18 protein-coding genes are annotated in these 24,546 nt (G+C 60.8%); 12 read left to right on the plus strand and 6 right to left on the minus strand.

The annotated features are described in order from the left end of the window. Positions 1-69: 69 nt before the first annotated feature. A complete protein-coding gene (locus tag ACODSZ_RS10525) occupies positions 70-834 on the minus strand; it encodes an SAM-dependent methyltransferase (protein ID WP_175342380.1) in 765 nt (254 codons plus the stop codon). Positions 835-1,035: 201 nt separating this feature from the next. Between ACODSZ_RS10525 and ACODSZ_RS10530 the strand changes: the two genes are divergently transcribed. The 6 genes from ACODSZ_RS10530 (at position 1,036) to ACODSZ_RS10555 (ending at position 11,269) form a co-directional block, all read left to right on the plus strand. Then, complete coding sequence (locus ACODSZ_RS10530; protein WP_008327900.1) at positions 1,036-2,493, plus strand: Ppx/GppA phosphatase family protein; 1,458 nt, start codon at positions 1,036-1,038, stop codon at positions 2,491-2,493. A 288-nt stretch (positions 2,494-2,781) separates the two neighbouring features. Continuing rightward, a complete protein-coding gene (locus tag ACODSZ_RS10535) occupies positions 2,782-3,816 on the plus strand; it encodes a Fe(3+) ABC transporter substrate-binding protein (protein WP_008327901.1) in 1,035 nt (344 codons plus the stop codon). Between the two features lie 327 nt (positions 3,817-4,143). Further along, positions 4,144-5,154, plus strand: coding sequence for a hypothetical protein (locus ACODSZ_RS10540; protein ID WP_488927537.1), 1,011 nt, complete (start codon positions 4,144-4,146; stop codon positions 5,152-5,154). A gap of 43 nt (positions 5,155-5,197) precedes the next feature. Further along, complete coding sequence (locus tag ACODSZ_RS10545) at positions 5,198-8,671, plus strand: T6SS effector BTH_I2691 family protein (protein WP_488927538.1); 3,474 nt, start codon at positions 5,198-5,200, stop codon at positions 8,669-8,671. A 178-nt stretch (positions 8,672-8,849) separates the two neighbouring features. Further along, positions 8,850-10,043 (plus strand): DUF6708 domain-containing protein, encoded by a 1,194-nt coding sequence (locus ACODSZ_RS10550; protein WP_488927552.1) that lies wholly within the window; start codon positions 8,850-8,852, stop codon positions 10,041-10,043. A gap of 53 nt (positions 10,044-10,096) precedes the next feature. Further along, the gene (locus ACODSZ_RS10555; protein WP_488927539.1) at positions 10,097-11,269 is read left to right on the plus strand and encodes a DUF6708 domain-containing protein; all 1,173 of its coding nucleotides are present in this window, start codon (positions 10,097-10,099) and stop codon (positions 11,267-11,269) included. A gap of 157 nt (positions 11,270-11,426) precedes the next feature. Here ACODSZ_RS10555 and ACODSZ_RS10560 read toward each other — a convergent pair whose 3' ends face one another. Beyond that, positions 11,427-12,581, minus strand: a complete 1,155-nt coding sequence (locus tag ACODSZ_RS10560; RefSeq protein ID WP_488927540.1) for a GNAT family N-acetyltransferase — start codon at positions 12,579-12,581, stop codon at positions 11,427-11,429. A gap of 119 nt (positions 12,582-12,700) precedes the next feature. Here ACODSZ_RS10560 and ACODSZ_RS10565 point away from each other — a divergent pair, with 119 nt between their 5' ends. From ACODSZ_RS10565 to ACODSZ_RS10580, 4 genes are all read left to right on the plus strand, one after another. Next, positions 12,701-14,758, plus strand: a complete 2,058-nt coding sequence (locus ACODSZ_RS10565; RefSeq protein WP_488927541.1) for an NAD(+) synthase — start codon at positions 12,701-12,703, stop codon at positions 14,756-14,758. Positions 14,759-14,939: 181 nt separating this feature from the next. Beyond that, entirely contained in the window at positions 14,940-15,278 is a 339-nt protein-coding gene (locus ACODSZ_RS10570) for a P-II family nitrogen regulator (RefSeq protein ID WP_006463535.1), read from the plus strand. A gap of 263 nt (positions 15,279-15,541) precedes the next feature. After that, positions 15,542-17,062 carry an aldehyde dehydrogenase gene (gene adh / locus ACODSZ_RS10575; RefSeq protein ID WP_175342383.1) on the plus strand — a complete coding sequence of 507 codons (1,521 nt, stop codon included), beginning with the start codon at positions 15,542-15,544 and terminating at the stop codon, positions 17,060-17,062. Positions 17,063-17,166: 104 nt separating this feature from the next. After that, positions 17,167-17,547, plus strand: coding sequence for a DUF779 domain-containing protein (locus tag ACODSZ_RS10580; protein ID WP_175342384.1), 381 nt, complete (start codon positions 17,167-17,169; stop codon positions 17,545-17,547). Here ACODSZ_RS10580 and ACODSZ_RS10585 read toward each other — a convergent pair. After that, positions 17,528-19,543, minus strand: a complete 2,016-nt coding sequence (locus ACODSZ_RS10585) for a sigma-54-dependent Fis family transcriptional regulator (protein WP_488927542.1) — start codon at positions 19,541-19,543, stop codon at positions 17,528-17,530. The two genes, ACODSZ_RS10580 and ACODSZ_RS10585, sit on opposite strands and share 20 nt — an antisense overlap. Before the next feature lie 188 nt (positions 19,544-19,731). Here ACODSZ_RS10585 and ACODSZ_RS10590 point away from each other — a divergent pair, with 188 nt between their 5' ends. Next, entirely contained in the window at positions 19,732-20,976 is a 1,245-nt protein-coding gene (locus tag ACODSZ_RS10590; protein ID WP_008327909.1) for a PA0069 family radical SAM protein, read from the plus strand. 59 nt (positions 20,977-21,035) lie between these two features. Further along, positions 21,036-22,361: a leucine-rich repeat-containing protein kinase family protein gene (locus tag ACODSZ_RS10595; protein ID WP_488927543.1), complete on the plus strand. Its 1,326-nt coding sequence runs from the start codon at positions 21,036-21,038 to the stop codon at positions 22,359-22,361. A gap of 17 nt (positions 22,362-22,378) precedes the next feature. On the opposite strand, the gene ACODSZ_RS10600 is transcribed toward ACODSZ_RS10595, so the two are convergent. From ACODSZ_RS10600 to trxB, 3 genes are all read right to left on the minus strand, one after another. Next, positions 22,379-23,032 (minus strand): Smr/MutS family protein, encoded by a 654-nt coding sequence (locus ACODSZ_RS10600; RefSeq protein ID WP_175342387.1) that lies wholly within the window; start codon positions 23,030-23,032, stop codon positions 22,379-22,381. Between the two features lie 67 nt (positions 23,033-23,099). Next, on the minus strand, positions 23,100-23,441 hold the full coding sequence (locus ACODSZ_RS10605) for an I78 family peptidase inhibitor (protein WP_008327914.1): 342 nt from the start codon (positions 23,439-23,441) through the stop codon (positions 23,100-23,102). A gap of 141 nt (positions 23,442-23,582) precedes the next feature. Then, entirely contained in the window at positions 23,583-24,536 is a 954-nt protein-coding gene (gene trxB, locus ACODSZ_RS10610) for a thioredoxin-disulfide reductase (RefSeq protein WP_008327920.1), read from the minus strand. Positions 24,537-24,546: the final 10 nt, after the last annotated feature.

Consider the following 24,546-nt stretch of genomic DNA (forward strand, 5'->3'; position numbering starts at 1 on the left):
TGCGCAGCCCCCATGACAAAGGCCGGTTGCTGACGCAATCGGCCTTTGTCTTTGTGGCGGGGCGAGGGCTTATTCGGCCAGCAGCAGGAATACCGTGGGCTTCTTGTGGAAGTCCGGTGCCTTGTTCGCCGCCAGCGCCGCCTTCCATTGCGCGGCGGTCTGCGTGCGCACCGCTTCGGTAGGCAGCGACAGATCGGTGGCCACGCAGATCAGCGTGCCCGGCTGGCAGGACTGCGCCAGTGCCTCCAGCATGGCGCCGTTGCGATAGGGCGTTTCGATCAGCAGCTGGGTCTGCTTCTCCTTGCGGGAACGGTCTTCCAGCTGGCCGATGCGCTTGGTGCGTGCTGCGGCATCGGTGGGCAGATAGCCGTTGAAGGCGAAGCTCTGGCCATTCAATCCGCTGGCCATCACCGCCAGCAAGAGCGAAGACGGACCGACCAGCGGTCGCACCTGGATGCCATGCTGATGCGCCAGTCGCACCAGGTTGGCGCCGGGGTCAGCCACGGCCGGCACGCCCGCTTCCGAGATCAGGCCGCCGTCACGGCCCGCCAGTAGCGGTGCCAGCAGGGCGGGCAGGGCGGCAGGGGGCGTGTTGACGTTGAGCTCGCTGATCTGGATTGCCTGGATGGGCTGGGCCAGCGGGGTATTGCTCCCCAATAGTTTGAGGAAGGCGCGCGTGGTCTTGGCGTTTTCGGCCACGAAATAATCCAGGCGCGCCGCGATGGCCTGCACCTGGCGCGGGATGATGGCTTCCAGCGGGTGCATGGCGCCAGCGTCGGTGAGGAGTTCGGTACTTCCCAGCGTGTTGGGAACCAGGTAAAGAATGCCGGGCATGGAAGGGAAATGGGATAAATTGTATAAAATAATATTTGCAACGCAGCACGACTTCGCCGACCCGCCATTTTACAGGGTGCAGGCTGTCATCAAAGTGTAATGCGCGCCCATTATCTTGTCGGCTGGGAGACAGGATGCGGTTTAAATTATTTAGCAATTGCTGTGTGCCGTTCGGCGTACAGCCCTTGCGAAAGGAAATGAATGTTTGCTGCGGTAGATCTCGGTTCCAACAGTTTTCGCTTGCATATCGGCAAGTACGAGGACGACGGCATACGCGTCATCAAGAGCGCCCGTGACCCCATCCGCCTGGCGGCGGGCATCGACAAGACCGGCAATCTGACGCCGCAGGCCTGCCAGAGTGCCATTGATTCGCTCACCCGTTTCCGCTCCATTCTGCGCGACTATCCGCTCACGGCCGTACGGGTAGTGGCCACCAATACCTTGCGCGTAGCCAGGAATGCCACCGAACTGTTGCCCGAACTGGAGCGCGCCATCGGTTATCCGGTCGAGATCATTTCCGGTGAGGAAGAAGGGCGCCTCATCTACATGGGCGTGGCCGGGGTGCTGGCCGATGGCGGCGAGGAACGCATGGTCATCGACATTGGCGGCGGTTCCACTGAAGTCATCCGTGGTCTGGGCGAACATATCCGTCACGTCGAATCCTTCGGCATCGGCACCGTCAACCAGAGCCTGGCCTTCTTCCCCGACGGCGCCATTACGGCGGCCGCTTTCGAGCGCGCCATCATTTCGGCGCGTTCGCATGTGGAAGATGCGGTGCATCTCTTCAGCTTTGATGCGACCAGTGTCAACGTCTACGGATCTTCCGGCACCATGCGCGCCATCGCCGATACCATCCGTCGCAACAACATGGGTGATGGCCGTATCACGCTGCCCAGCCTGGCCGACCTGATGCAGCGCCTGATCGATTTCGGCCACGTCAGCCAGATCGCGCTCGATGGCATGAAGGCTGATCGCGCCGGCGTGATCATGGGCGGGCTGGCGGTGCTGATCGGTTTCATGCAGGAGTTCGGCATTGCGCTGATCACGCCGGTGGAAGCCGGCCTGCGCATGGGCGTGATGTGGGACCTGCAATTGCGCGCCACCAAGGCCGACCGTCGTGACCGTTCGGTGGAAGAGTTCGCCCGCCGCTTTCACGTCGATGCCGCCCGTGCGCATGGTGTGGCCGATACCGCGCTGGGTTTCTTCCAACTGCTCAAGCCCGCTACCGATTCCTACGCGCGCTATCTCTACTGGAGCGCACTGCTGCACGAGACCGGGCTGGTCGTTTCGCCCACCGGTTACCACAAGCATTCGGCCTACATGATCGCCAATGCCGACTTGCCCGGTTTCACCACGCGCGAACAGCGTCTGATGAGTACCTTGATCCTCGGGCAGAAGGGCAACCTCAAGAAGATCAGCGAGATGCTGGCCGATGTCGATTTCGCCAAGGCGGTGCTGGCCTTGCGGCTGGCGGTGATGTTCCGCCATGCACACATCACGCTGGATCTGGAGAAGGTGCGGGTCAAGCTCAAGAGCCGTATCGACCTGGAGATCCGCCGCGACTACATCAGGGAACATCCGAGCATTTCCTTCTGGTTCCAGAAGGAGCAGGAATGGTGGGCCGGCATCGGTGTGGACTTTGCGGTCAAGCTCATCTGATTGCTTCATATCGCCTCCAACACGCCCTTGCCGCGCGGCTGCCGGCAAGGGCGTTTTGTATCGTGCTGCGCCGGATGGATTTGCGCAGATGATAATGCTTCTTGTTTGTGATATAGTCGTCAGCGGTCCATGAACCGCTCAGGCATTACGCCTTGAGTCCACAACGAGGCGATCCCGAGATTGCCCACTGCGACAGCCCAGTCCCACCTTCCCGGACCGCCTTCCGCGCCAAAAGAAAACGCCGTTTCAATGACGGCGGTCGTTCACTCTTTTTGAAAAGGATGGTCCATGTTCCACCGTCAACTCGCCGTCGGCGCCGTGCTGGCTGCCATTGCCGCTTCCAGCTTCGCGCAGGAGAAGGTCATCAATCTCTATTCGGCGCGCCACTACCAGACTGATGAAGCCCTCTACGCCGATTTCACCAAGGCCACCGGCATCAAGATCAACCGTGTCGATGGCGACGATGCCGGTATCCTGGCGCGCCTGAAGAGCGAAGGTGCCTCCAGCCCGGCCGACGTGATCCTGCTGGTGGATGCGGCCCGTCTGTGGAAGGCGCAGAGCGAAGGGCTGTTCCAGCCGGTCAAGTCCAAGCTGCTCGACGAGCGCATTCCCGCCAACCTGCACAGCAAGGAAGGCAGCGAGGGTACGCAGTGGTTCGGCTTCTCCACCCGCGCCCGCGTGATCGTCTACAACAAGGCCAGCGTCAAGCCGGAAGACGTCGATACCTATGAAGCCCTGGGCGACCCGAAGAACAAGGGCAAGCTGTGCACCCGCAGTGGTTCGCACCCCTACAACGTGTCGCTGTTCGGCGCGCTGCTGGAGCATGACGGCGCGGCCAAGACCGAAGCCGTGTTGAAGGGCATGGTCGCCAATCAGGCGCGCCAGCCGGTCGGTGGCGATACTGACCAGATCAAGGCGGTCGGTTCGGGTGAGTGCGGCGTGGCCATTTCCAACTCCTACTATGTGGCGCGCCTGCTGCGTTCGACCAAGCCGGAAGACGTGGCGCTGATGGAAAAGGTCGGCATCGTCTGGCCCAACCAGAAGAGCTACGGTGCGCACGTCAACATCGCCGGTGGCGGTGTGGCCAAGAACGCGCCGCACAAGGCCGAAGCCGTGCAGTTCCTGGAATACCTGGCCAGCGATTCGGCCCAGCGTTACTTCGCTGAAGGCAATAACGAATGGCCTGCCGTCAAGAGCGTGAAGACCGAGAACCCGGCACTGGTGAAGATGGGGCCGTTCAAGGCCGAAGTCATCAATGTGGGCGCGGTGGGAGCCAACCAGCAGAAGGTGTTGCAGATGCTGGATCGGGTTGGCTATAAATAAATAGAATCATTCATATCCTTGTGTGAAGGCCGGTCCGTGTGATGCACGGACCGGTTTTTTTACGCCTTTTCATTCTCATTCGGCGCGCTGCGGTGCGAGCCGCTCCCTTTCAGAAATGCGAAGAGCCGATGAACTGAACAGGAGAAGAACAGTCCTATGTCCCGACATTGCAGTTACGCTTGATGCAATCTGTAGTGGGCGTTTCAAGCAAGCGGATTGACTGTCGCTTGCATTCAGAAATATCTGGTGAGCCACCACAATTTTGTGTTGCAAACAATAGATCAAAAAACCTGCCTATCGATGTTTTCGGACTTTTAACGAATGCTCATGAATCCCGCACAGCAAGGGTTGTCACACTTTCGTCACGCCATACTGGAGGTCATTGCCGCGGTCAAGCGGCAACAGCCACGGTCTTACATTCATTTGGTCTATGCCCCCGAGCTGGCGGATCCCCTTGAATTGCTGGGTGACAGCAAGCGTGAAGCTGCATTGATCAGGCCGGCTACCCTCAATGTGACCGGCTGGCCTAAAGACGCATGTCCACGCCTCATCACGCTGGATTGCCGCCGAGTTGCGGCCTATATGCTGGACACCGATGTGGGCCTGGACGACCCCTTGATGGAGAGCAGTATTTCGCAGTCGTATGCAGAAACCCTGCTCGGCCAGCGGGTCAACATACTGCAGACCAATGATGAACCCGGACAGGTTGAACGGACGGTATGTGGCTGGATAGTCAGCACCGAAACGGCCGCACAGATCAGTGTACGCATCAGTACCTCCTCCAGCGGCATGGACATCCACCGGCGCAGATCCTGGGTGCGTTGGTATAACCCCGATTATCTGGAGGTGCTCTGGCCTACGCTCACCGCCACCCAGAAACAGAACCTGCTGGGACAGGGCGTGTGGATCGCCCATGATGGTAACGGCAGACTCAAGACATATGCCTCTGAGCATGAAGCTGCATTGGGTCCATTGCCGCCCTCCGCTGTGCGACTGGACACCATGCAGTGGCTGCAACTTGAGAACGTGCCACTGGTGCAGCAACTGCTCCAGCAGTGGAAAAATCTATGCCACGACACTGCCCGCCCCCTCCAGCCGGACGCCCAGGAGCAGCTACACCAATGGGCGCACTGCGCACGACAGATTGGACTCGATGGTGAAGACATCGCGGTCTATGCCATTACCGCCATGCAGATGCCCAGTGGCTTTGCAGAGGATGCCGAGTTGATTGCAGCAGTAAAGAACGCGGTGCAGCAGGGTGACAAGCTCAGCCAGAGCCTGCCTGCCTTATTGGACCGTTATTGGGCAAAGCGCGCGCTGCAGCAGCAAGAAAACTAAATCGGGTTGGGAGGGATAACAACATGATTTCAGGAAGAACAACATGCTTGATGAAGCAGCGGCAGAATATCAGCAGCAAGTTACCAACCACACCATCAACGCCATCGCCGGGACGCCGCCACTGAGCGCCAAGGCCGCGTGCCAGGCCTGCCATCGTGCGGACCTGCAAATCCTGGTGGTCACGCCCTCGGTGGTTGCGCAAGCGCATGCACAAGCCTTGCGTGATGCGGGCTACGCTTGGGCATCGAGCTTTGATGCAGAGTTCGCCAGCATCAAACGCGAAGCTACCGTGCCCGTCGCCCGCATTGCACGCGCCGGCTACATCAAACTGTACTTTGCGCACAATGAGCGCTGGGATGTCTGGCAAGTGATGGCCAACGGACTGACCCGCAAAATCATGCATCAGGTCAGTGTAAAGCAGTACGCCAAACTGCAAGACGGTTTTGTCAATGCTTCAGAACCCAAACAATGCTCGCGTGGCGGCGCCAATTTGCCGGCGCACCTCATCAGTATCGCTGGCGCCAAGAACATCGCCACCGTGTGGCTGGCCTATACGCCGCGCATGTGGTCGCCCACGGTGCTTCAGCAGTATGCAGAGAATCCCTTGGTGGATGTGCCCGGCCCCGATGGCAAGCCGGCAGGCAAAAAGAAGCTCAGGGACTTGCGCGGACGTGAACTGCATCCTCAAAAAAACGTCATGCAAGGCGAGTTTCCCAAGACCGGATGCCTGCCGCTCAATGCGGCGTCGCTGCAGCACAACGTCGCAGACTTTGTGAAGGAGGCCAGCCCTGCGTATAAAAAGGCGTTTGAGCTTGTCTTGCGCCCGCTCGACAGCGCCCGCTTCGGACAAGCGCAAGCCCTTGAAAACGCCGTGCGTGCCGCTGAAAAAGTCGATCACCCGACCCTGTACGTCAACAAATCGCTCTTGCTCATGTTGCCGGATGACGTGGGCGTGATCGAGCAGTTGAACCACCTGCGCCTGTGTGCCGTGGAGGCGCAAAAGGCGTGGGTGGCCGGTGCGCCCAATCCCCATGGAAAAGACCATGATGCCTTGCGAAGCTGGAAGTTGCGTTCCGCCTTGCATGTCGAAATGATCGAGCACTGGGTTTTTTCAGCAAAGCTCAGTTACCAGAAAGACCTGCTCAACGCCGGTGTCTATCGGGAACATCTGACGATGACCGAAGAAGAGTTGCAACAGATGCGTGCCCAGGAGCGTTCAACCGGAAAACCGTATTACCCGGCAGGCACCACCATCACGGCCAACGGCAGCAATCCCGTGACATACCGGGTCACGCTGCCGGAAGCACGAGTGCAACAAGGTTTGGAAGGGATTGCCAGATCCAACAGCCAAGCACGCATTGACCGCTATCACGGCAAGCTGCGCATGGCTGAACTGAATCAATTCCGTGACGAATTCAAGGCGGGTCTGGAGCAATGGCAAGCCCATATCGCCAAGTTTGACAGCGACTACGTGCAGTGGTTGACCGCTGCTCCCTTGGCCGTCACCGTGCGTCACGACTTCAATCAGCAGTTATCGCTCATCAAGCCCCAGGCTGCCCACGGCACAGCGCGGCAGCAGGTCGAGGAGTACCTCGACCACCTGGGCGCACAGGAAAAGATATGGGGCGGCGGCGCCATCACGCCCATCACCGTAAAAGAGCTAGCCAAAGCCTATGGCAAAGACCCTGAGGCACCGGCCACATGGATCGATAAAGCCATGCTGGAGCCGTGGGGGCTGTTCAGTGCCATCAAGAGCGACCCGGGCAAGCACAAGGACACGGCAGAAAAGATCAATGGACTGATCGGGGAGTTGCCCGAAGTCGTGAAAGAAGCCCTGCACGCCCGACACGAAAAGCATGAAGCGCATATTCATAGCCTGCTCCAGGTGCAGCAGCAAGCCGCACAGTTGCAGGCCGTCATGCTGGACCCGCAACGGGCCAAGCAACTAGGGGCCGCCCTGGCAACGCCGGAAAAAGTCATGCAGGCATTTGCGGTGCATATCCGCACGGCGGCCATCATGAACATCATGCTCAACCCCAGCGCAGAGCGGTATGTCACCATCGCTGTCAAACTGCCGACAGGGCAGACGCTTGATGCGGCGGCAGAAGGCATTCGCCCCAGAAGCTTCGAAACCACCTTGGAGACCAAAAGCGGCACCAACCGTCAGACCCGCCGCCAAAGCCGCAACCGACTGCGCAAGCTCAGTGCCCACGACACGTCCGCGCTCCAGCTTGCGGAGTTTCAGCCGGTGATATTGACCGAGGCCAAACTGGCTGAACTCACCCGCCAAGCCATCCGTCAAGGCGAGGAGTTGGTGGACGTGGTGGCCGAAGGCACCTTGGGCAAACTATCGCGCAGCTTCAAGCTGCCCAAGTCCACGGCACTGCATCTGGTGCAGGAGCAAGCCAGTTTTGCCCTGGCCAGCAAGAAAGCCTTCTGGTCACGCCAGGGTGGTGTGGTGGCGATCGTGGGGTTCTTTCAGTGCCGGGCATTGCTCAGTGCATTGAGCAAACTCCAGGACGAAGAAGGCTATGCCTATGCCGATACCTGGATGTCCGTGATGGGCAGTAGCGCGGGCTTGTTCGAGGGTGGGTTTGGGCTGGCGGCTGCGGTGTTTGAAATCAAGGCCTCTGGTAGCAAGCTGGTGTTGGCTAGCCGTATTGCGGCGGCAGCGTCCTTGCGGTTGGTGGCGGGGGTTGCTGGGGCTGCGAGTTCGGGGTTTGATGCTATTGCTGCGTTTGCGAAATTCCGTTCTCGTTCTAAAAGGGGGGACGCGGCAGCAGCCACAGTCTATTCTGTAACGGGGTGGTTATTTGGAGCTTCTTCATTAACGCTACTTGGTGGCACCACTATTTCCTTTGCCAACGCTACAGTAGCCCGCTTTGCTGTTTCACGGCTCATCGTTACCCGCCTTGGTGGTGCGGCAGCGGCTGAACTGCTGGGCGCATCGCTCACAGGCATTGGCATTGTTGTGGGGGCGCTGGGTTTTGCAGGCATGTTGTATGCAGAGAGTCTGGAAGATGATCTTAATGAAGTTTTCCTCAAGCGCAGCTACTGGGGCAATGGAGAACGCAGTGAAGGCAAGTTCGCAGCCTCCGAAGAGCCACAAAACAAGAACGATGCCGAAGCCATGATTCGCTGGGCACAGCGTGGGCTGGCTGCTGAGGTCAATGGTTTCAATGCTCTTTCCGTCGGGGTCAAAGCCACGCTCACATGGCACACCAACTATGTCAGCGCCAACATGCTGGAGGCTCGCATCGAAGCCAGTTCGGGTGACGAAAACCATCGCGTGGCCTACAAGCTGATACCTTCTCCCGCCAGCGTACCCCCACAAAAAGATGACGCAGCCCCTATGACGCTAGATGAAGACAGTGGAGACTACGTGTTCAGCCTCAAGCTTCCGCTAGCTGCGCCGTCATGGAAAGCCTCAGAGTCTGTGCGGTTTGCCTATACGATATATGACCTTCGTACTCGGGTGCCCATCGCGCAAGATACCTTGGAAGTCAAGCGCGGCTGACCCGATACTAGGGCCTGTTCACATTCAATCTGTGAGTGCGAGAGGTCGCCAAGCGTTGTCTGCCTAGGCGCAGCGACGCGCCGTGGTGGTGCCACGGCAAGGAGCTGCAACAACGGCAGGCAACGCATCTCACAGATTGAATGTGAACAGGCCCTAACTATTTTTATGAGTAAAGATGATGAGCAAGGGTGACCGTAAAGCCGTAAGCATTGCCCGGCGTGCGCAACAAGAAGGTGCGCAAGGTAAACCCTATGGTTCGTTCGAGCCACATGGGGCAGCCGCCCGTAAAAGTGACTTTGTGTTGTATGACTGGACGGGGCAAGCCGCCAGTGACGCATTTTTTGCTCTACAAAATGATCCTGCTTTTAAAGGCTTGGGAAGCGATGCAGTGTTACTGCCGCCTCATAGTTTGAGCGTGAGTCGCGCACCCCATACAGGCGGCTTGGTCATGGAAGCCTATCCGCATGGTTTGGCTTACGCCGATCAGATTGCGGGTGGGCTAGGAATGGCGGCGTTTGGTGCGTTATTTATGGGCTTACCAATTCTTCTAGTGGGTATACAAGGGTTCCCGTGGTTATTTAGCCAGATTGACCAGGGTGGTTTGGGCAGCATTTTCGCATTTGGATTGTCGTTTTGTTTGTTTGTATTCTGTGTGTTAATGGTCTGGTTCCTTCTCCGCTGGGACATCACCGGCTACCGCTACGCCCCTGTACTCTTTGACCGTGCCGCAGGCAAAGTACATGTGTTCTTTGATCAAACGCTGCTGTTTCAGTGGCTACCGCTATGGGGTGGTGGCAAGAATGAAGTCCAGACCTACGACTGGTCTTGCCTACGAGGCCAAGTGACGCGCTCTCGCGTGTTCACGGGCAACACTGCGCAAGAACTCGCTTCGCTTTCTTGTGTGGTGGTGCAAAGCCCTCAAGATCCTACGGTGGTAGCCCAGTTCGAAGTGGGCGGCAGCACCAATGCGCTGGCGGTGCAGTTACTGCTAGACCGTTGGGAACATGTGCGCCGCTTCATGGAACATGAAGGGCCATTGTTTGTGCAAGATGATGGCCCGTATGTGCCACCGGCTACACAGTCATTGTGGGGCGCATTGTGCTGGGGCCAACCGCTCATTGGTCCGGGACGACATGCGCCGAGTGTTGGCATGGTGTTGGCGCAATTATTTACGGCGTGCTTTGTATGGTTCACCGTTCCGTTTGGACTAGTGGGTTGGTTGTGCTTTCACATCAAAGACAAACCAAAATGGCCTGCAGAAATTCTAGCGAGCGTGGGAGGTAACCCACTCACCGGGAAAGACCTAGAGGCTTGGCGCGGTGTAGTGCCTGCATCCAACCTTGAACCAGACAATCAAAAAGCGCGTGGTTGATTTGCATTGCAAATTGTCCCGTCAGCAGGTGCGAAATTTGATGAGTAAAAACGATGAGTAAGGGTGACCGTAAAGCCGCACGCATTGCCCAGCGTGTGCAACAAGAAGGTGCGCAAGGTAAGCCCTATGGTTCGTTCGAACCGGATGGCCCAGCTGTCCATGAGAGTGACTTCGTGTTGTATGACTGGACGGGGCAAGCCGCCAGCGACGCATTTTTTGCTCTGCATAACGAGCCTGCCTTTAAGGGGTTGGGCACTGATGCGGTGCTGCTGCCACCGCACAGCTTGAGCGTGAGCCGTACACCTAATACAAGCGGCTCGGTCATCGAGGCCTATCCGCATGGCTTGGCTTATGCCGATCAGATTGCTAGCATGACTGGCGCGGCAGCGTTTATAGCATTACTGGGCTTGCCAATGCTAAGCCTGTACGCACATTCTGGAATTGCAGACTATAAAGTTTTCAGTGTGTTTTCTTCGGTTTTTGTATGGGTAGTCACAGTAGTTAATTTTTTACTGGTGTACTTTCTACTCCGCTGGGACATCACCGGCTACCGCTACGCCCCTGTACTCTTTGATCGCGCCGCAGGCAAGGTCCATGTGTTCTTTGACCAAACACTGTTGTTTCGCTGGCTACCGCTGTGGGGTGGTGGCAAGTATGAAATCCAGACCTACGACTGGTCTTGCCTACGCGGCCAAGTGACGCGCTCTCGTGTGTTCACTGGGAACACCGCACAAGAACTCGCTTCGCTCTCTTGTGTGGTGGTGCGAGGCCCACAAGATCCCACGGTGGTAGCCCAGTTCGAAGTGGGCGGCAGCACCAATGCGCTGGCGGTGCAGCTACTGCTAGACCGTTGGGAACATGTGCGCCGCTTCATGGAACATGAAGGGCCGCTGTTTGTACAAGATGATGGTCCGTATGTGCCACCTGCTACGCAGTCATTGTGGGGCGCTTTGTGCTGGGGCCAACCCCTCATTGGTCCGGGACGACATGCGCCGAGTGTCGGCATGGTGTTGGCGCAAATGTTTACTGCGTGTTTTGTATGGTTCACCGTTCCGTTTGGACTTGTGGGTTGGTTGTGCTTCCACATCAAAGATAAACCCAAATGGCCTGAAGAAATTCTGGCAAGCGTTGGGGGTAATCCACTTAGGGGGAAAGAGTTGGAGGCTTGGCGCGGTGTGGTGCCTGCATCCAACCTTGAGTCGGGCAATCAAAAAACGCGTAGTTGATTCGCATGGTTGTGCTTCCACATCGGAGACAAACCCAAATGGCCCGCAGAAATCCTGGCAAGCGTAAGCTAGTCTGAAAATGTAAACAATTTAAATCATTTGTGTATTTCAGTTGAAACCGATTCGTGTGTAGCACGAACCGGTTCTTTGCACATTTTCAGCGCGGCGTATCCCGGAAGGGATTATGTTCGTTCAGCTCGGAAATATAGCCATCGATGCCATTGCTTTCCCGCGACAGGAAGTGCTCCACCGCATCGTAGAACCCCGGATGCGCCAGCCAGTGCGCCGACCAGGTTTTCTGCGGCAGGAAACCGCGCGCCATCTTGTGCTCACCCTGGGCGCCGCCTTCGAACCAGGTGATCTTCTCGGCGATGCAGAATTCCAGCGGCTGGTAATACGCGGTCTCGAAATGCAGGCAGGGCACGTGTTCCAGCGCGCCCCAGTAGCGACCATAGAGCGTATCGGCGTCATGCACCGTCAGCGAAGAGGCGATTGGCTCATCGTCCCGCAGTGCCATCGTCAGCAGCAAATGCTGCGGCATGGTCTCACCGATGCGGCGGAAGAAATCCAGATTCAGATATGGCGTGGAGTAGTGCGCTGCATAGGTGTGCCGATAGCAGCGATTGAAGAAGCGCCAGTGCGCCTCGGTGATCTCGGCCCCGCGCAGCCAGACGAAGCGCACCCCTTGCTCGGCTACCTTGCGGCGCTCGGCCAGGATGTTCTTGCGCTTCTTGCGGTCCAGCGTATCGACGAATTGCGCAAAATTGCCATACCCTTCATTGTGCCAGTGGAACTGCACCCCGCTGCGCAGCAGGAACCCGTCGTCCGCCAGCAGCTGCGCCTGTTCCGGCGGGGGATACAGGATATGCGTGGAGGAAACTTCACTTCGCTCCTGCAGCGCCCGTAATGCGGTCACCAGCGCCGCGCGGGCAGTCTCGTCGATGGCCAGCAGGCGCGCGCCGCGTACCGGCGTGAAAGGGATGGCCGAGAGCAGCTTGGGGTAGTAGTCCACGCCATGCCGCTGGTAAGCCTCGGCCCAGGCCCAGTCGAAGACGTATTCGCCATACGAGTGAAACTTGCGATACAGGGGCAGGGCGGCCACCAGTTGCTCCTGCTCGCCATCGGCCTGCCACAGCGTCAGATAATGCGGCTCCCAGCCGGATTCCGGACTGGCGCTGCCGCTCTCGTGCAGCGCATGCAGGAAGGCGTACGACAGGAATGGATTGCCCTCGGCCTGGGCTGTCACCAGCGCATCCCAGCGGGACGGGCCGATCTCGGCCAGAGAAGAAACGATTCGCGTGCGATAATCCATGGACTGCAAGTGACCTGCGAAAGATGGCGCGGCCCACGGCCCGCTCGAACAGGCATTCTACGCAAAATGAACAGAACGCGTCGCCGCCCTGGCGAAGTGCACGGAGTCCAACACACGCTATGCAAAGCCCCTTCTTCAATCTCTACAACCACGGTTTCGCCCGCGTCGCCGTGGCAGTGCCGGACTGCAAGGTGGCCGATCCCGGCTTCAACGCGCAAGCTACCATCGCCCTGGCCGAACAGGCCGCCGCCCGTGGTGCGGCCCTGGTGTCCTTCCCCGAACTGGGCCTGTCGGCCTACAGCTGCGAAGATCTGTTCCAGCAGCGCGCCTTGCTGGAAGCCTCCCTGCAGGCCCTGCAATCGGTGCTGGAAGCGTCCATGCGCATCTCCGCCGCTCTCATCGTGGGCATGCCGCTGAAGGTCGATCACCAGCTCTACAACTGCGCCGTGGTGGTCCACAACGGCCGCATCCTGGGTGTGGTGCCCAAGAGCTACCTGCCCAACTACAGCGAATTCTACGAAGCGCGCCAGTTCAGCAGCGCCGATTGCGCCGTTACCCGCCGTACCCGCCTGCTGGGTCAGGATGTGGACTTCGGCAGCCATCTGCTGTTCGAGATCGGCAACATCCCCGATTTCCGTTTCCACATCGAGATCTGCGAAGACGTGTGGGTGCCGATCCCGCCGTCTTCCTTTGCCGCGCTGGCCGGTGCCACCGTGCTGGTGAACCTGTCGGCCTCCAACATCGTGGTCGGCAAGTCGGGTTACCGCCATCAGCTGGTGTCGCAGCAATCGGCGCGCTGCCTGGCGGCCTATCTGTATTCGTCGGCGGGCAATGGCGAATCCACCACCGACCTGGCCTGGGATGGTCAGGCGCTCATCTGCGAGAACGGTGAACTGCTGGCCGAGTCCGAGCGCTTTGCCGAAGGCGGTCACGTGATCTATGCCGACATCGACCTGGAACGCCTCTCCCGTGAGCGCTTCCACCAGACCACGTTTGGCCAGTCGGTGCGCCGCCACGCCGACGAAGTGCGCCGCTTCGAAGTGGTACGTTTCGATGTGCAGATCCCGCAGGAGCAGTCCTTGCCGCTGCAACGCCGGGTGGCACGCTTCCCCTACGTGCCGGCCAATGCCGAACAGCGCGAACTGCGCTGCCGCGAGGTCTACAACATCCAGGTGCAGGCACTGGTGCAGCGCCTGTCTTCCTCGAACATCAAGAAGGTCGTCATCGGTGTGTCCGGCGGTCTCGATTCGACCCATGCGCTGCTGGTCTGCGCCAAGGCCATGGACAAGCTGGGCCTGCCGCGTTCCAACATCCTGGCCTATACCATGCCCGGCTTTGCCACCAGCAGCCGCACGCTGGTGCAGGCGCATCAGCTGATGGCGCAGGTCGGCTGCTCGGCGCAGGAGATCGATATCCGCCCCAGCTGCGAACAGATGTTGAAGGACCTGGATCACCCGTATTCACGCGGTGAGCCGGTCTATGACATCACCTTCGAAAACGTGCAGGCGGGTGAGCGCACCAATCACCTGTTCCGCCTGGCCAATCATCACGGTGCCATCGTCATCGGCACCGGCGACCTGTCCGAGCTGGCGCTGGGCTGGTGTACCTATGGCGTGGGCGACCACATGTCGCACTACAACGTCAACGCCAGCGTGCCCAAGACCTTGATCACCCACCTGGTGCGCTGGGTGGCGGAATCCGGTTCGCTGGAACTGAAACAGCCGGAAGTGCTGATCCACGTCCTCGAAACCGAAATCAGCCCGGAACTGGTGCCGGGTGCCTCGGACGGCGAGCCGGGCCAGCGTACCCAGGACTTCATCGGTCCCTACGAGTTGCAGGACTTCAATCTCTATTACATCCTGCGCTATGGCTTCACGCCGGCCAAGGTGGCTTTCCTGGCGCACAGCGCCTGGCAAGACCGCAGCATCGGCCATTGGCCGGATGGCCTGCATGGTGCGCGCAACCAGTACAGCTTGCCGCAGATCAAGAAAAACCTGGGTATCTTCGTCTATCGCTTCTTCAAGACCAGCCAGTTCAAGCGCTCCTGCGTGCCCAATGCGCCCAAGGTCGGCTCGGGCGGCTCGCTCTCGCCGCGTGGTGATTGGCGTGCGCCCAGCGATGGCGAGGCTACGGTCTGGTTGCAGGATCTGGAGCGCATTCCCGATCTGGAAGCCTGAAAAAACGGCTTTTTATGGCCCGGCTGGTTCAAGAAGGTTGAAAGCCGGGCACGCCTGATTGACAATGTGCAAGTGGGCAGGGCACCACGGCCTTGCCAGTAAAATAACAACGAAGGTTGTATCCGCTATTCAACAGATCGTTGAAATCGTTTCTTTACGACATACCAAGAGAGGAATTGCCATGAAACAAGTGACCGCCATCATCAAACCGTTCAAGCTGGACGAGGTGCGTGAATCCCTCGCCGAAGTCGGCGTCACGGGCCTGACGGTCACCGAAGTGAAGGGCTTCGGACGCCAGAAGGGTCACACCGAACTCTATCGCGGTGCCGAATACGTGGTCGACTTCCTGCCCAAGGTCAAGATCGAGGTCGTGGTGGACGACAAGGTGGTCGAGCAGGCCGTGGACGCCATCATCAAGGCGGCCCGCACCGGCAAGATCGGCGACGGCAAGATCTTCGTGCAGGAAGTGGAACAGGTGATCCGTATCCGTACCGGCGAAACCGGGCCGGATGCCGTCTGATTCAGGACAGCGCAAGCATCACGAGAGACCGGCCGCTGGCCGGTTTTTTTACGTCCGCAGTGCAAGAAAAAGAGTGTGTCAGGCTGTCCCTCTGCGCTGTCCCGGGCTGCGCCAGATTGACACAGCGTGACAATGATGCTGGCGCGCAAGGCGCTTCCAGAGCAGGTTTGCAGGCTGGCATGCGATTTGCCATCCAGAGGGATGAACCTCCGCCGCGGCCATGATCGCGGCGGGATTTCAACCATAACCCGAACGGAGACGACATGAACCTGGCAGACATCAGCAAACTCGGCGTACGCGACCCCTTCAAGCAACGCTACGACAACTTCATCGGTGGCAAATTCGTGCCCCCGGTCAAGGGCGAATACTTCGAGAACATCAGCCCGGTGATCGGACGCGCCTTCTGTGAAGTGGCCCGCTCCAGCGCCGAAGACGTGGAACTGGCGCTGGACGCCGCCCATGCCGCCAAGAAGAGCTGGGGCAAGACTTCCCCCACCGAGCGCGCCAACATGCTGCTCAAGATCGCCGACCGCATGGAAGCCAACCTGGAGCTGCTGGCCACCGCCGAAACCCTGGACAACGGCAAGCCCATCCGCGAAACCATGGCCGCCGACATCCCGCTGGCCATCGACCACTTCCGTTATTTCGCCGCCGCCGTGCGCACCCAGGAAGGCAGCATCTGCCCCATCGACAACGACACCTATGCCTACCACTTCCATGAGCCGTTGGGCGTGGTCGGCCAGATCATCCCCTGGAACTTCCCCATCCTGATGGCGGTGTGGAAGCTGGCCCCGGCGCTGGCCGCCGGCAACTGCGTGGTCTTGAAGCCGGCCGAGCAGACCCCGGCTTCCATCATGGTCCTGATCGAACTGATCGCTGACCTGATCCCGCCCGGCGTGGTCAACATCGTGCAGGGCTTCGGTGTGGAAGCGGGCAAGCCGCTGGCCTCCAACAAGCGTATCGCCAAGATCGCCTTCACCGGCGAGACCACCACCGGCCGCCTGATCATGCAGTACGCCTCGCAGAACCTGATCCCGGTGACCCTGGAGCTGGGCGGCAAGTCGCCCAACATCTTCTTTGCCGACGTGCTGGACAAGGATGACGAATTCTTCGACAAGGCCCTGGAAGGCTTCGCCATGTTCGCGCTGAACCAGGGCGAAGTCTGCACCTGCCCTTCGCGCGTGCTGGTGCAGGAATCGATCTACGAGCGCTTCATCGAACGTGCCTTGAAGCGCGTGGCCGCCATCAAGCAGGGCAATCCTCTGGACAAGAGCACCATGATCGGCGCGCAAGCCTCGCAGGAGCAGCTGGAAAAGATCCTCTCCTACATCGACATCGGCAAGCAGGAAGGCGCCAAGGTGCTGGCCGGCGGCGGACGTGAAGAACTGGGCGGCGACCTGGCCACGGGCTATTACGTCAAGCCCACGGTGTTCCAGGGCAACAACAAGATGCGCATCTTCCAGGAAGAAATCTTCGGCCCCGTCGTCTCGGTGACCACCTTCAAGGATGAGGAAGAAGCCCTGTCCATCGCCAATGACACCCTCTACGGCCTGGGCGCGGGTCTGTGGACCCGCGATGGCACGCGTGCCTTCCGCATGGGTCGCGAGATCCAGGCTGGTCGCGTATGGACCAATTGCTATCACCTGTATCCGGCGCATGCGGCCTTCGGTGGCTACAAGCAATCCGGCATCGGCCGTGAAAACCACAAGATGATGCTGGACCACTACCAGCAGACCAAGAACCTTCTGGTCAGCTACAGCCCCAAGGCGCTGGGCTTCTTCTGATCGCGTGATCTTCGTTTGACTCCTTGCAGCAAGGCAGCTTCGGCGCCGGTCCGCCTCCCCGCGGCCGGCGCCGCTTTTATGGTAGATCCGACAGGAGAATGGCGATGAAGGCATTGCCCAGGGTAACGGCCACCGAGGCCACGGTGGACTTGCTGCGTCAGTTGAAGAGGCGGCATGGTGAATTGATCTTCTTCCAGTCCGGCGGTTGCTGCGATGGCAGCGCGCCGATGTGCTATCCCGCCGGCGACTTCACGCTGGGTGATACCGATGTGCATCTGGGAGAGATCGATGGCGTGCCGTTCTACATCGGCGCCGACCAGTTCGAATACTGGAAGCATACGCAACTGATCATTGACGTGGTCAATGGCAACGGCGGCATGTTCTCGCTGGAGAACGGCAGCGGCAAGCGCTTCCTGACGCGCTCGCGGCTGTTTACCGATGAGGAGTACGACGCGCTGGCGCCGCTCAGTGCCCGCGTGACTTGAAGCGCCGGTAGAGCGTATTGCGCGACACGCCCAGCGCCTTGGCAGCGGCGCTGACGTTGCCGTCATGGGTGCGCAGGGCGCGCTCGATGGCAGCCCATTCGCTGTCGTGCATGGAGAGCGATTTTTCGCGTTTTTCTTCATATGCCATGTGTACCGGCATCTCGCAAGCCGCCTGCACGGGCGCCGCCTCTTCCAGAAAGTCATCTGGCAGGTGTTCCACCCCTATCCAGGCCTGGCCCTCGGCCATGGCCAGGGCGGTGCGGATCAGGTTGGAGAGCTGCCGCAGATTGCCCGGCCAGCGGCTGGCCTGCAGCAGGGCCAGGGCCTGGGTATCGAAGCGCGGCGCGTCGGCGCCGCCTTCCTGCTCCAGAATGCGCTCGATCAGGCCGACCAGGTCGCTGCGTTCGCGCAGAGCTGGCAGCTTCACCTGCAAGCCGTTGATACGGTAGTACAGGTCTTCGCGGAAGGCATGACGCGCGGCCATCTCGCGCAGTGGCTGGTTGGTGGCGCACACCAGCGCGAAGTCCACCGGGATGACGCGCTGGCTGCCCAGGGGCGTCACCGCGCGTTCCTGCAAGACCCGCAGCAGGCGGCCTTGCAGGGCCAGCGGCATGTCGCCGATCTCATCGAGGAAGAGGGTGCCGCCCTGGGCCTGGGCGATCTTGCCCAGCGCTCCCTTGCGACGCGCACCGGTGAAAGCGCCGTCTTCATAGCCGAACAGTTCGGCCTCGATCAGATTCTCCGGAATGGCCGAGCAATTCACGGCCACGAAAGGCGCTGCGCCTGTCCGGGTTTGCGTGGCCCGGAAGCGCGCGCTCTCGCGGTGGATGGCCTGAGCCAGCCATTCCTTGCCGGTACCGGTCTCGCCGGTGATGAGGATGGGAATATCGCGGTCGATGACCTTGCGCAACTTGGCAATGAGGGCGCTCATGCGGGCGTCGCCGGTATCGAGTGCCTGCAGTCCGGGACGCGGCGGGCCTGCATGAGGCCGTGCTACGGGCGCCGGGCGGGCGGCGGGGATCGTGTGCGGCGTATCGATGATGGCTTCGCGCGCATTCTGGAAATGCTGGTCGCGCAGCCGCAGTTCGGCCCGTCCATGGATGCGGATGCCGTTGTGCAGGCACAGCTCCAGCAAGCCCGGGGCGGCCTTGCGATGGTGCTCGAACAGCAGCGACAGCGGTACCCCGAAGAGCGATGCGAAGGTATGCGATTGCAGCGCCGCCAGCGTCAGCCCCAACTGGAACTGCGCACTGCGGTTGGCCGCCAGGAAGCGTCCGCCCGGGGTGAAGCTGACGATGCCTTCGACCAGCGTGCCGACGAATTCGGCACGGCTGTGGAAGTGCAGGGTGATGCAATCGGGGAAGCTGCCGGCCAGCAGGTGGTTTTCTATCATCTGCGCCGACATGCGTACCAGCGCCATGGTGTGCTTGTGGAAGCTGCCGCATTCGCCGGAGACGTCCAGCACCCCCAGCACCTGGCCGCGATGGTCGAAGATGGGGGCGGCTGAACAGGTCAGGAAACGGTTGGCATCCAGATAGTGCTGCTGGGCATGTACGGTGGTCGGCTTCTGCTCGAACAGGGCCGTACCGATGGCATTGGTGCCACGCAATTGTTCCGACCAGCATCCACCCGGACCCAGCGCCACGCGGTCGGCCTTGGCCAGGAAATCGCTGTCGCCCAGGGTGTGCAGGATGGTACCTTCGGCGTCCGACAGGATCACCATGCTGTGGGTATTGCGGATCTGGTCGTAGAGGGTTTCCATGACCGGGCGGGCGTGGCCGGAGAGGGCCTGGTTGGCTTCCAGCGTCTGCGCCAGGTCGGCGCGCGAGAGCGCGTCCAGATCGGGGCGCTGGCCGCGCGTGATGCCGTAGGACGAGCTGCGCTGGTGCGAGCGTTCGATAGCCTGCAGATCCAGCAGCGCATCGGCGCCGGACTGCACCAGGGGCGAGGCGCCCAGCAATGCACCGGCAGCGTGCCGGTTTGCCTGGTATTGCATCCTTGTCTCCTTGGGACCTCGGGTGGTCCTTGTTCCCCCTTTGTGGTCGCTTTCTTCGCTGATGGGAAGCTGAGGGTGAACAAGCATAACCGATTAATGCGGCACCCGGACAAATTGAAACAGCATTTGCAGTGCGCCCCAAGTGAAGGCAAAATACTGTTCATATATACAGTATCGTTGAGCTTGCCTTGGCTTCCTTCCCCAAATTCCCGCAGGGCATTGCCCGGCCTTTTCCTGACCAGCCTGCGCCTCCTGGCGAGGATGACGCCACCCTCACGCCGGAAACCTTCGTCCATCGCAACCAGGTCGCGCGCAAGGGGCGGGGAGCCGTCACCAATCTGCGCGGGCGCTACGAATCGGTGGCGCGGGAAGAGTTCGATGATGGCTGGCAGGCGGTCAGTTTTGCCGCCGTCGAGCCGCTTGCAGCCGAGGTGATGGAGGATGACGAGCCGCCGCGCCTGAAGACCATCGTCACCGAGGAAGACGCGCGCTCCATCATCAGCCGCAACAGCTCGCCGGACCTGCCGTTCTCGCTCTCGCTCAATCCCTACCGGGGTTGTGAGCATGGCTGCATCTACTGCTTTGCACGGCCTTCGCACAGCTATCTGGGCCTCTCGCCCGGTCTGGATTTCGAAAGCCGGCTGGTCGCCAAGCGCAATGCGCCCGACCTGCTGCTGCGCGAACTGGCAAAGCCGTCCTATGAACCCGACACCATCACGGTGGGCATCAATACCGATGCCTACCAGCCCATCGAGCGCGAGCACCAACTGACCCGGCGCATCCTGCAGATCCTGCACGATTGCGAGAACCCGGTGGCGATGATTACCAAGTCTTCCCTGATCGAGCGCGACATCGACTTGCTGGCCCCCATGGCCGCCAAGGGGCAGGCCATCGTCGCGGTCACCATCACCACGCTCGATGCCGCCATTGCACGCACGCTGGAGCCGCGCGCGGCCAGCCCGGCGCGGCGGCTGCGGGTGATTCGTACCCTGGCCGAGGCGGGTATTCCGGTCAGCGTATCGATTGCCCCGGTGATTCCCTTCGTGACCGAACCAGACCTGGAGCGCGTGATGGAAGCCGCCGTCGACGCCGGTGCGCGGCAAGCGGGCTACATCGTGCTGCGCCTGCCGTGGGAAGTCAGCCCGCTGTTTCGGCAGTGGCTGCAGGCGCACTTCCCCGACCGGGCGGCGCGGGTGATGAACCGCATCCAGGACATGCGCGGCGGCAAGGATTACGACGCCGACTTCGCCACCCGCATGCGTGGCACCGGCGTCTGGGCCGACCTGCTGCACCAGCGTTTCGAGAAGGCCAGCCGGCGGCTCGGCATCGATCACCGCAACCGGGCCTTTGCCACGCTGGATGCCAGCCGTTTTCGGCGACCGCAGGCGAGGTCCGGCAGATCACCAGGCGATGCCCAGCTGGATCTGTTCTGAAGGGCCGGGCGGGCACTGTTAAACTCCGCGCTTTCTGACGTTTTTCTTCACCTCTCTGCATGCACACCCTGGAACAATTGCGCAGCGGCGCCCTGAAAGGCATTACCCGCCTGTCTCTGTCGTGCGGCCTGCGCGAATTCCCGCCAGAAATCTTCACACTGGCTGAAACCCTGGAGATTCTGGACCTGAGCGGCAACGCGCTGGCTGCCTTGCCCGACGACCTGCCGCGCTTGCGTCGCTTGCGCATCGTGTTCTGTTCCGACAATGCCTTTACCGTATTGCCAACCGTGCTGGGGCGCTGTCCTGCGCTGGAAATGATCGGGTTCAAGGCCAACCGCATCGAACACGTCCCCGCCGGATCGCTGCCGCCTTCGCTGCGCTGGCTGGTGCTGACCGACAATCGCATCACCCGGCTGCCCGCCAGCATCGGGCAATGCAGTCGCCTGCAAAAGCTGATGCTGGCCGGGAACCGCCTGCGCACCTTGCCATCGGAACTGGCGGCCTGCCGCCATCTGGAACTGTTGCGCCTGTCGGCCAATACACTGGAGGCGTTTCCACACTGGCTGCTGACCCTGCCGCGTCTGAGCTGGCTGGCCATGGCCGGCAATGCCTGGTGCGCGGCGGTGGAAGAAGCGGCAGACCGCCATGCTCAGGTGGCGGCAATCCACTGGCAGGATCTGCAACTGGCCGACAAGCTGGGCGAGGGTGCTTCCGGCGTGATCTACGCCGCTCGCTGGAAGGACGCGAACAAGACGCAGCCGGTGGCGCTGAAGCTCTTCAAGGGGGCCGTCACCAGCGACGGCCTGCCCGAGCGCGAGATGGCGGCCTGCATCATGGCCGGCCGCCATCGCGGGCTGATTCCCGTGCTGGGGCGATTGCAAGGTCATCCGCAAGCGGTGCAGGGACTGGTCATGCCGCTGATTGATCGCGATTTCAAGGTATTGGCCGGCCCGCCTGACCTGCAATCCTGTACGCGCGATGTCTATGCGCAAGGCTTCATGCTGACCTGGAGCCAGGTGCTCGTCATTGCACGCGATATCGCCTCGGCAGCAGCTCACCTGCATGCGCAGGGCATCGTGCATGGCGACCTCTACGGTCACAACATCCTGCATCGGGAGGGTGAAGCCCTGCTCGGCGATTTCGGTGCGGCCTGGTTCTACGATGTCGAACAGCCCCATGCCTGGGGTGTGCAGGCCATGGAAGTGCGGGCCTATGGCTGTCTGCTGGAAGAGTTGCTGGCGCATGGCCAGCCGGAAGATGAGGCGGGCCAGAAGCAGCGAGCCGCGCTGGCCGGTGTGCGCCAGGCTTGTCTGAGCCCTGACGCCGCCGCACGGCCGCATTTCGAGGCCATCGTGGCCATGCTGGACCATTTGTCTGCGGGCTGATGCCGCAGGCGCGGTAGTCAGGCCCGCTCGCTGGAGCGCAGCAGCACCACCAGTGCTCCCGCGCCGCCATCGGCCGCGCGCGCCTGGCAAAAGGCCATCACTTCATCCTTCTGCGCCAGCCAGTTGCGTACCTTGTGCTTGAGTACGGGTTCCTTGTTTACCGAACCGAGCCCCTTGCCATGGATCACCCGCACGCAGCGCAGGCCGCGGCGGCGCGATTGGCGCAGGAATTCACCCAGGGCCTCGCGCGCCTGGTCGCGGCGGTAGCCGTGCAGGTCCAACTGGGCCTGGATCACCCAGTTGCCACGACGCAGCTTGCTCAATACATCCATGCCCACACCGGGGCGGGCGAAGCTGAGATTTTCGTCGCTGTCCATCAGGGTCTCGATGGTGAACTCATCCGAGAGCGACTCCAGCAGTGCGGCCTGTTCATCGGCCAAATGCTGGCGCGGAATGGGGAGGGGAGGTTCCGGAAGACACAGGGCCTTGTCGACCACCTTGGGGCGCAAGGGCGCCACCTGCCCGATGCTGTTGCGGAAGATGTTGGCTTCCTCGCGGGCTGCCGCTTCCTGGCGCTGGCGCTCGGCCAGGGCCAGTGCGCGCGCTTTTTCCTGTTCCTGCAGATCGCGGCGCAATCCCTGGAGCGCCGAGAAATCTTTCATTGTCGCCATGACAGCCACCCAACCCTGTAGCGTATTGTTCCCCGAATGGCTACTTTAGCAGAAGCGGGCGCGCTCTTCAGCCGCAGGCGACCTTGATGATCACCATGCCCGGATCGACCTGCAGATTCAGGCGGCGCGGGTTGAAATCCAGGGTGGCGGCATCGTCCGGCTTGAGCACGCGGATCTCGGCGGCACCCGATTCGGCCAGCGCCTGGCGTTCGACGTAGCCGCTGTAGTTCTCGCCGATCAGGTGATCGGCGCGGGAGGCATCGCATTGGCCGGCCGTGGCATCGGCCACCGGGGTGTCGCGCGAAGCGCTGCAGGCGACCAGCACGGCACCCAGGCCCAGCGTGACCAATACCGCCTTCAATGCCGGCGAGCTGCGCCCGGAACGGGAGGGAGATGAATGATAGGGCACGATGCTTTCCTCGGTCTTGATGATTCTTGTGTTTGATTGCTCGAGTGAAACAAAAAAGCCGGGACGACAACTCGTCACCGGCCTTTTGAGTGCCTGTCGCGTTGCGAGTTCTCGCAGCGCAGCATTTTACATTGATTTACCTTATTCGAGGCCTTCCAGATAGCGCTGTGCATCCAGTGCTGCCATGCAGCCCGTGCCGGCGCTGGTGATGGCCTGGCGGTAGACGTGGTCCTGCACGTCACCGGCGGCAAAGACACCGTCGATGCTGGTGGCGGTGGCGAAGCCTTCGGTGCCGGTGCGGGTCTTCAGGTAGCCGTTGTGCATCTCCAGCTGGCCTTCGAAGATGCTGGTGTTGGGCTTGTGGCCGATGGCGATGAACAGGCCGTGCACCGGGATTTCGGTGATGGCGCCGTCCTGGGTCGACTTGATCTTGATGCCGGTCACGCCGCTGTCGTCGCCGACCACCTCATCCAGGGTGGCGTGCCACTGGATGGCAATCTTGCCTTCGCTGACCTTGTGCAGCAGGCGGTCGATCAGGATGGGCTCGGCACGGAACTTGTCGCGGCGGTGCACGATGGTGACCTTGCTGGCGATGTTGGAGAGATACAGCGCTTCTTCCACGGCAGTGTTGCCGCCGCCGACCACGGCCACTTCGCGGCCACGGTAGAAGAAACCGTCACAGGTGGCGCAGGCCGATACGCCGCGGCCCATGAAGGCTTGTTCCGAGGGCAGGCCCAGGTACTGGGCCGAGGCGCCGGTGGCAATGATCAGGGCATCGGCCGTGTATTCGCCGCTGTCGCCGATGAGGCGGAAGGGGCGTTCGGAGAGCTTGGTGGTGTGGATGTGATCGAAGATGATTTCGGTCTTGAAGCGTTCGGCGTGCTGCAGCAGGCGCTGCATCAGTTCCGGTCCTTGCACGCCCAGCGGATCGCCCGGCCAGTTTTCGACGTCGGTGGTGGTCATCAGCTGGCCACCTTGTTCCACCCCGGTGATGAGCACCGGGTTCAGGTTGGCGCGCGCGGCATAGACGGCGGCGCTATAGCCGGCGGGGCCGGAGCCGAGAATCAGGACCTTGGCATGTTTGGGCGTGCTCATAAGCTACTCA

This window comes from Herbaspirillum sp. FG34 (assembly GCF_057809315.1).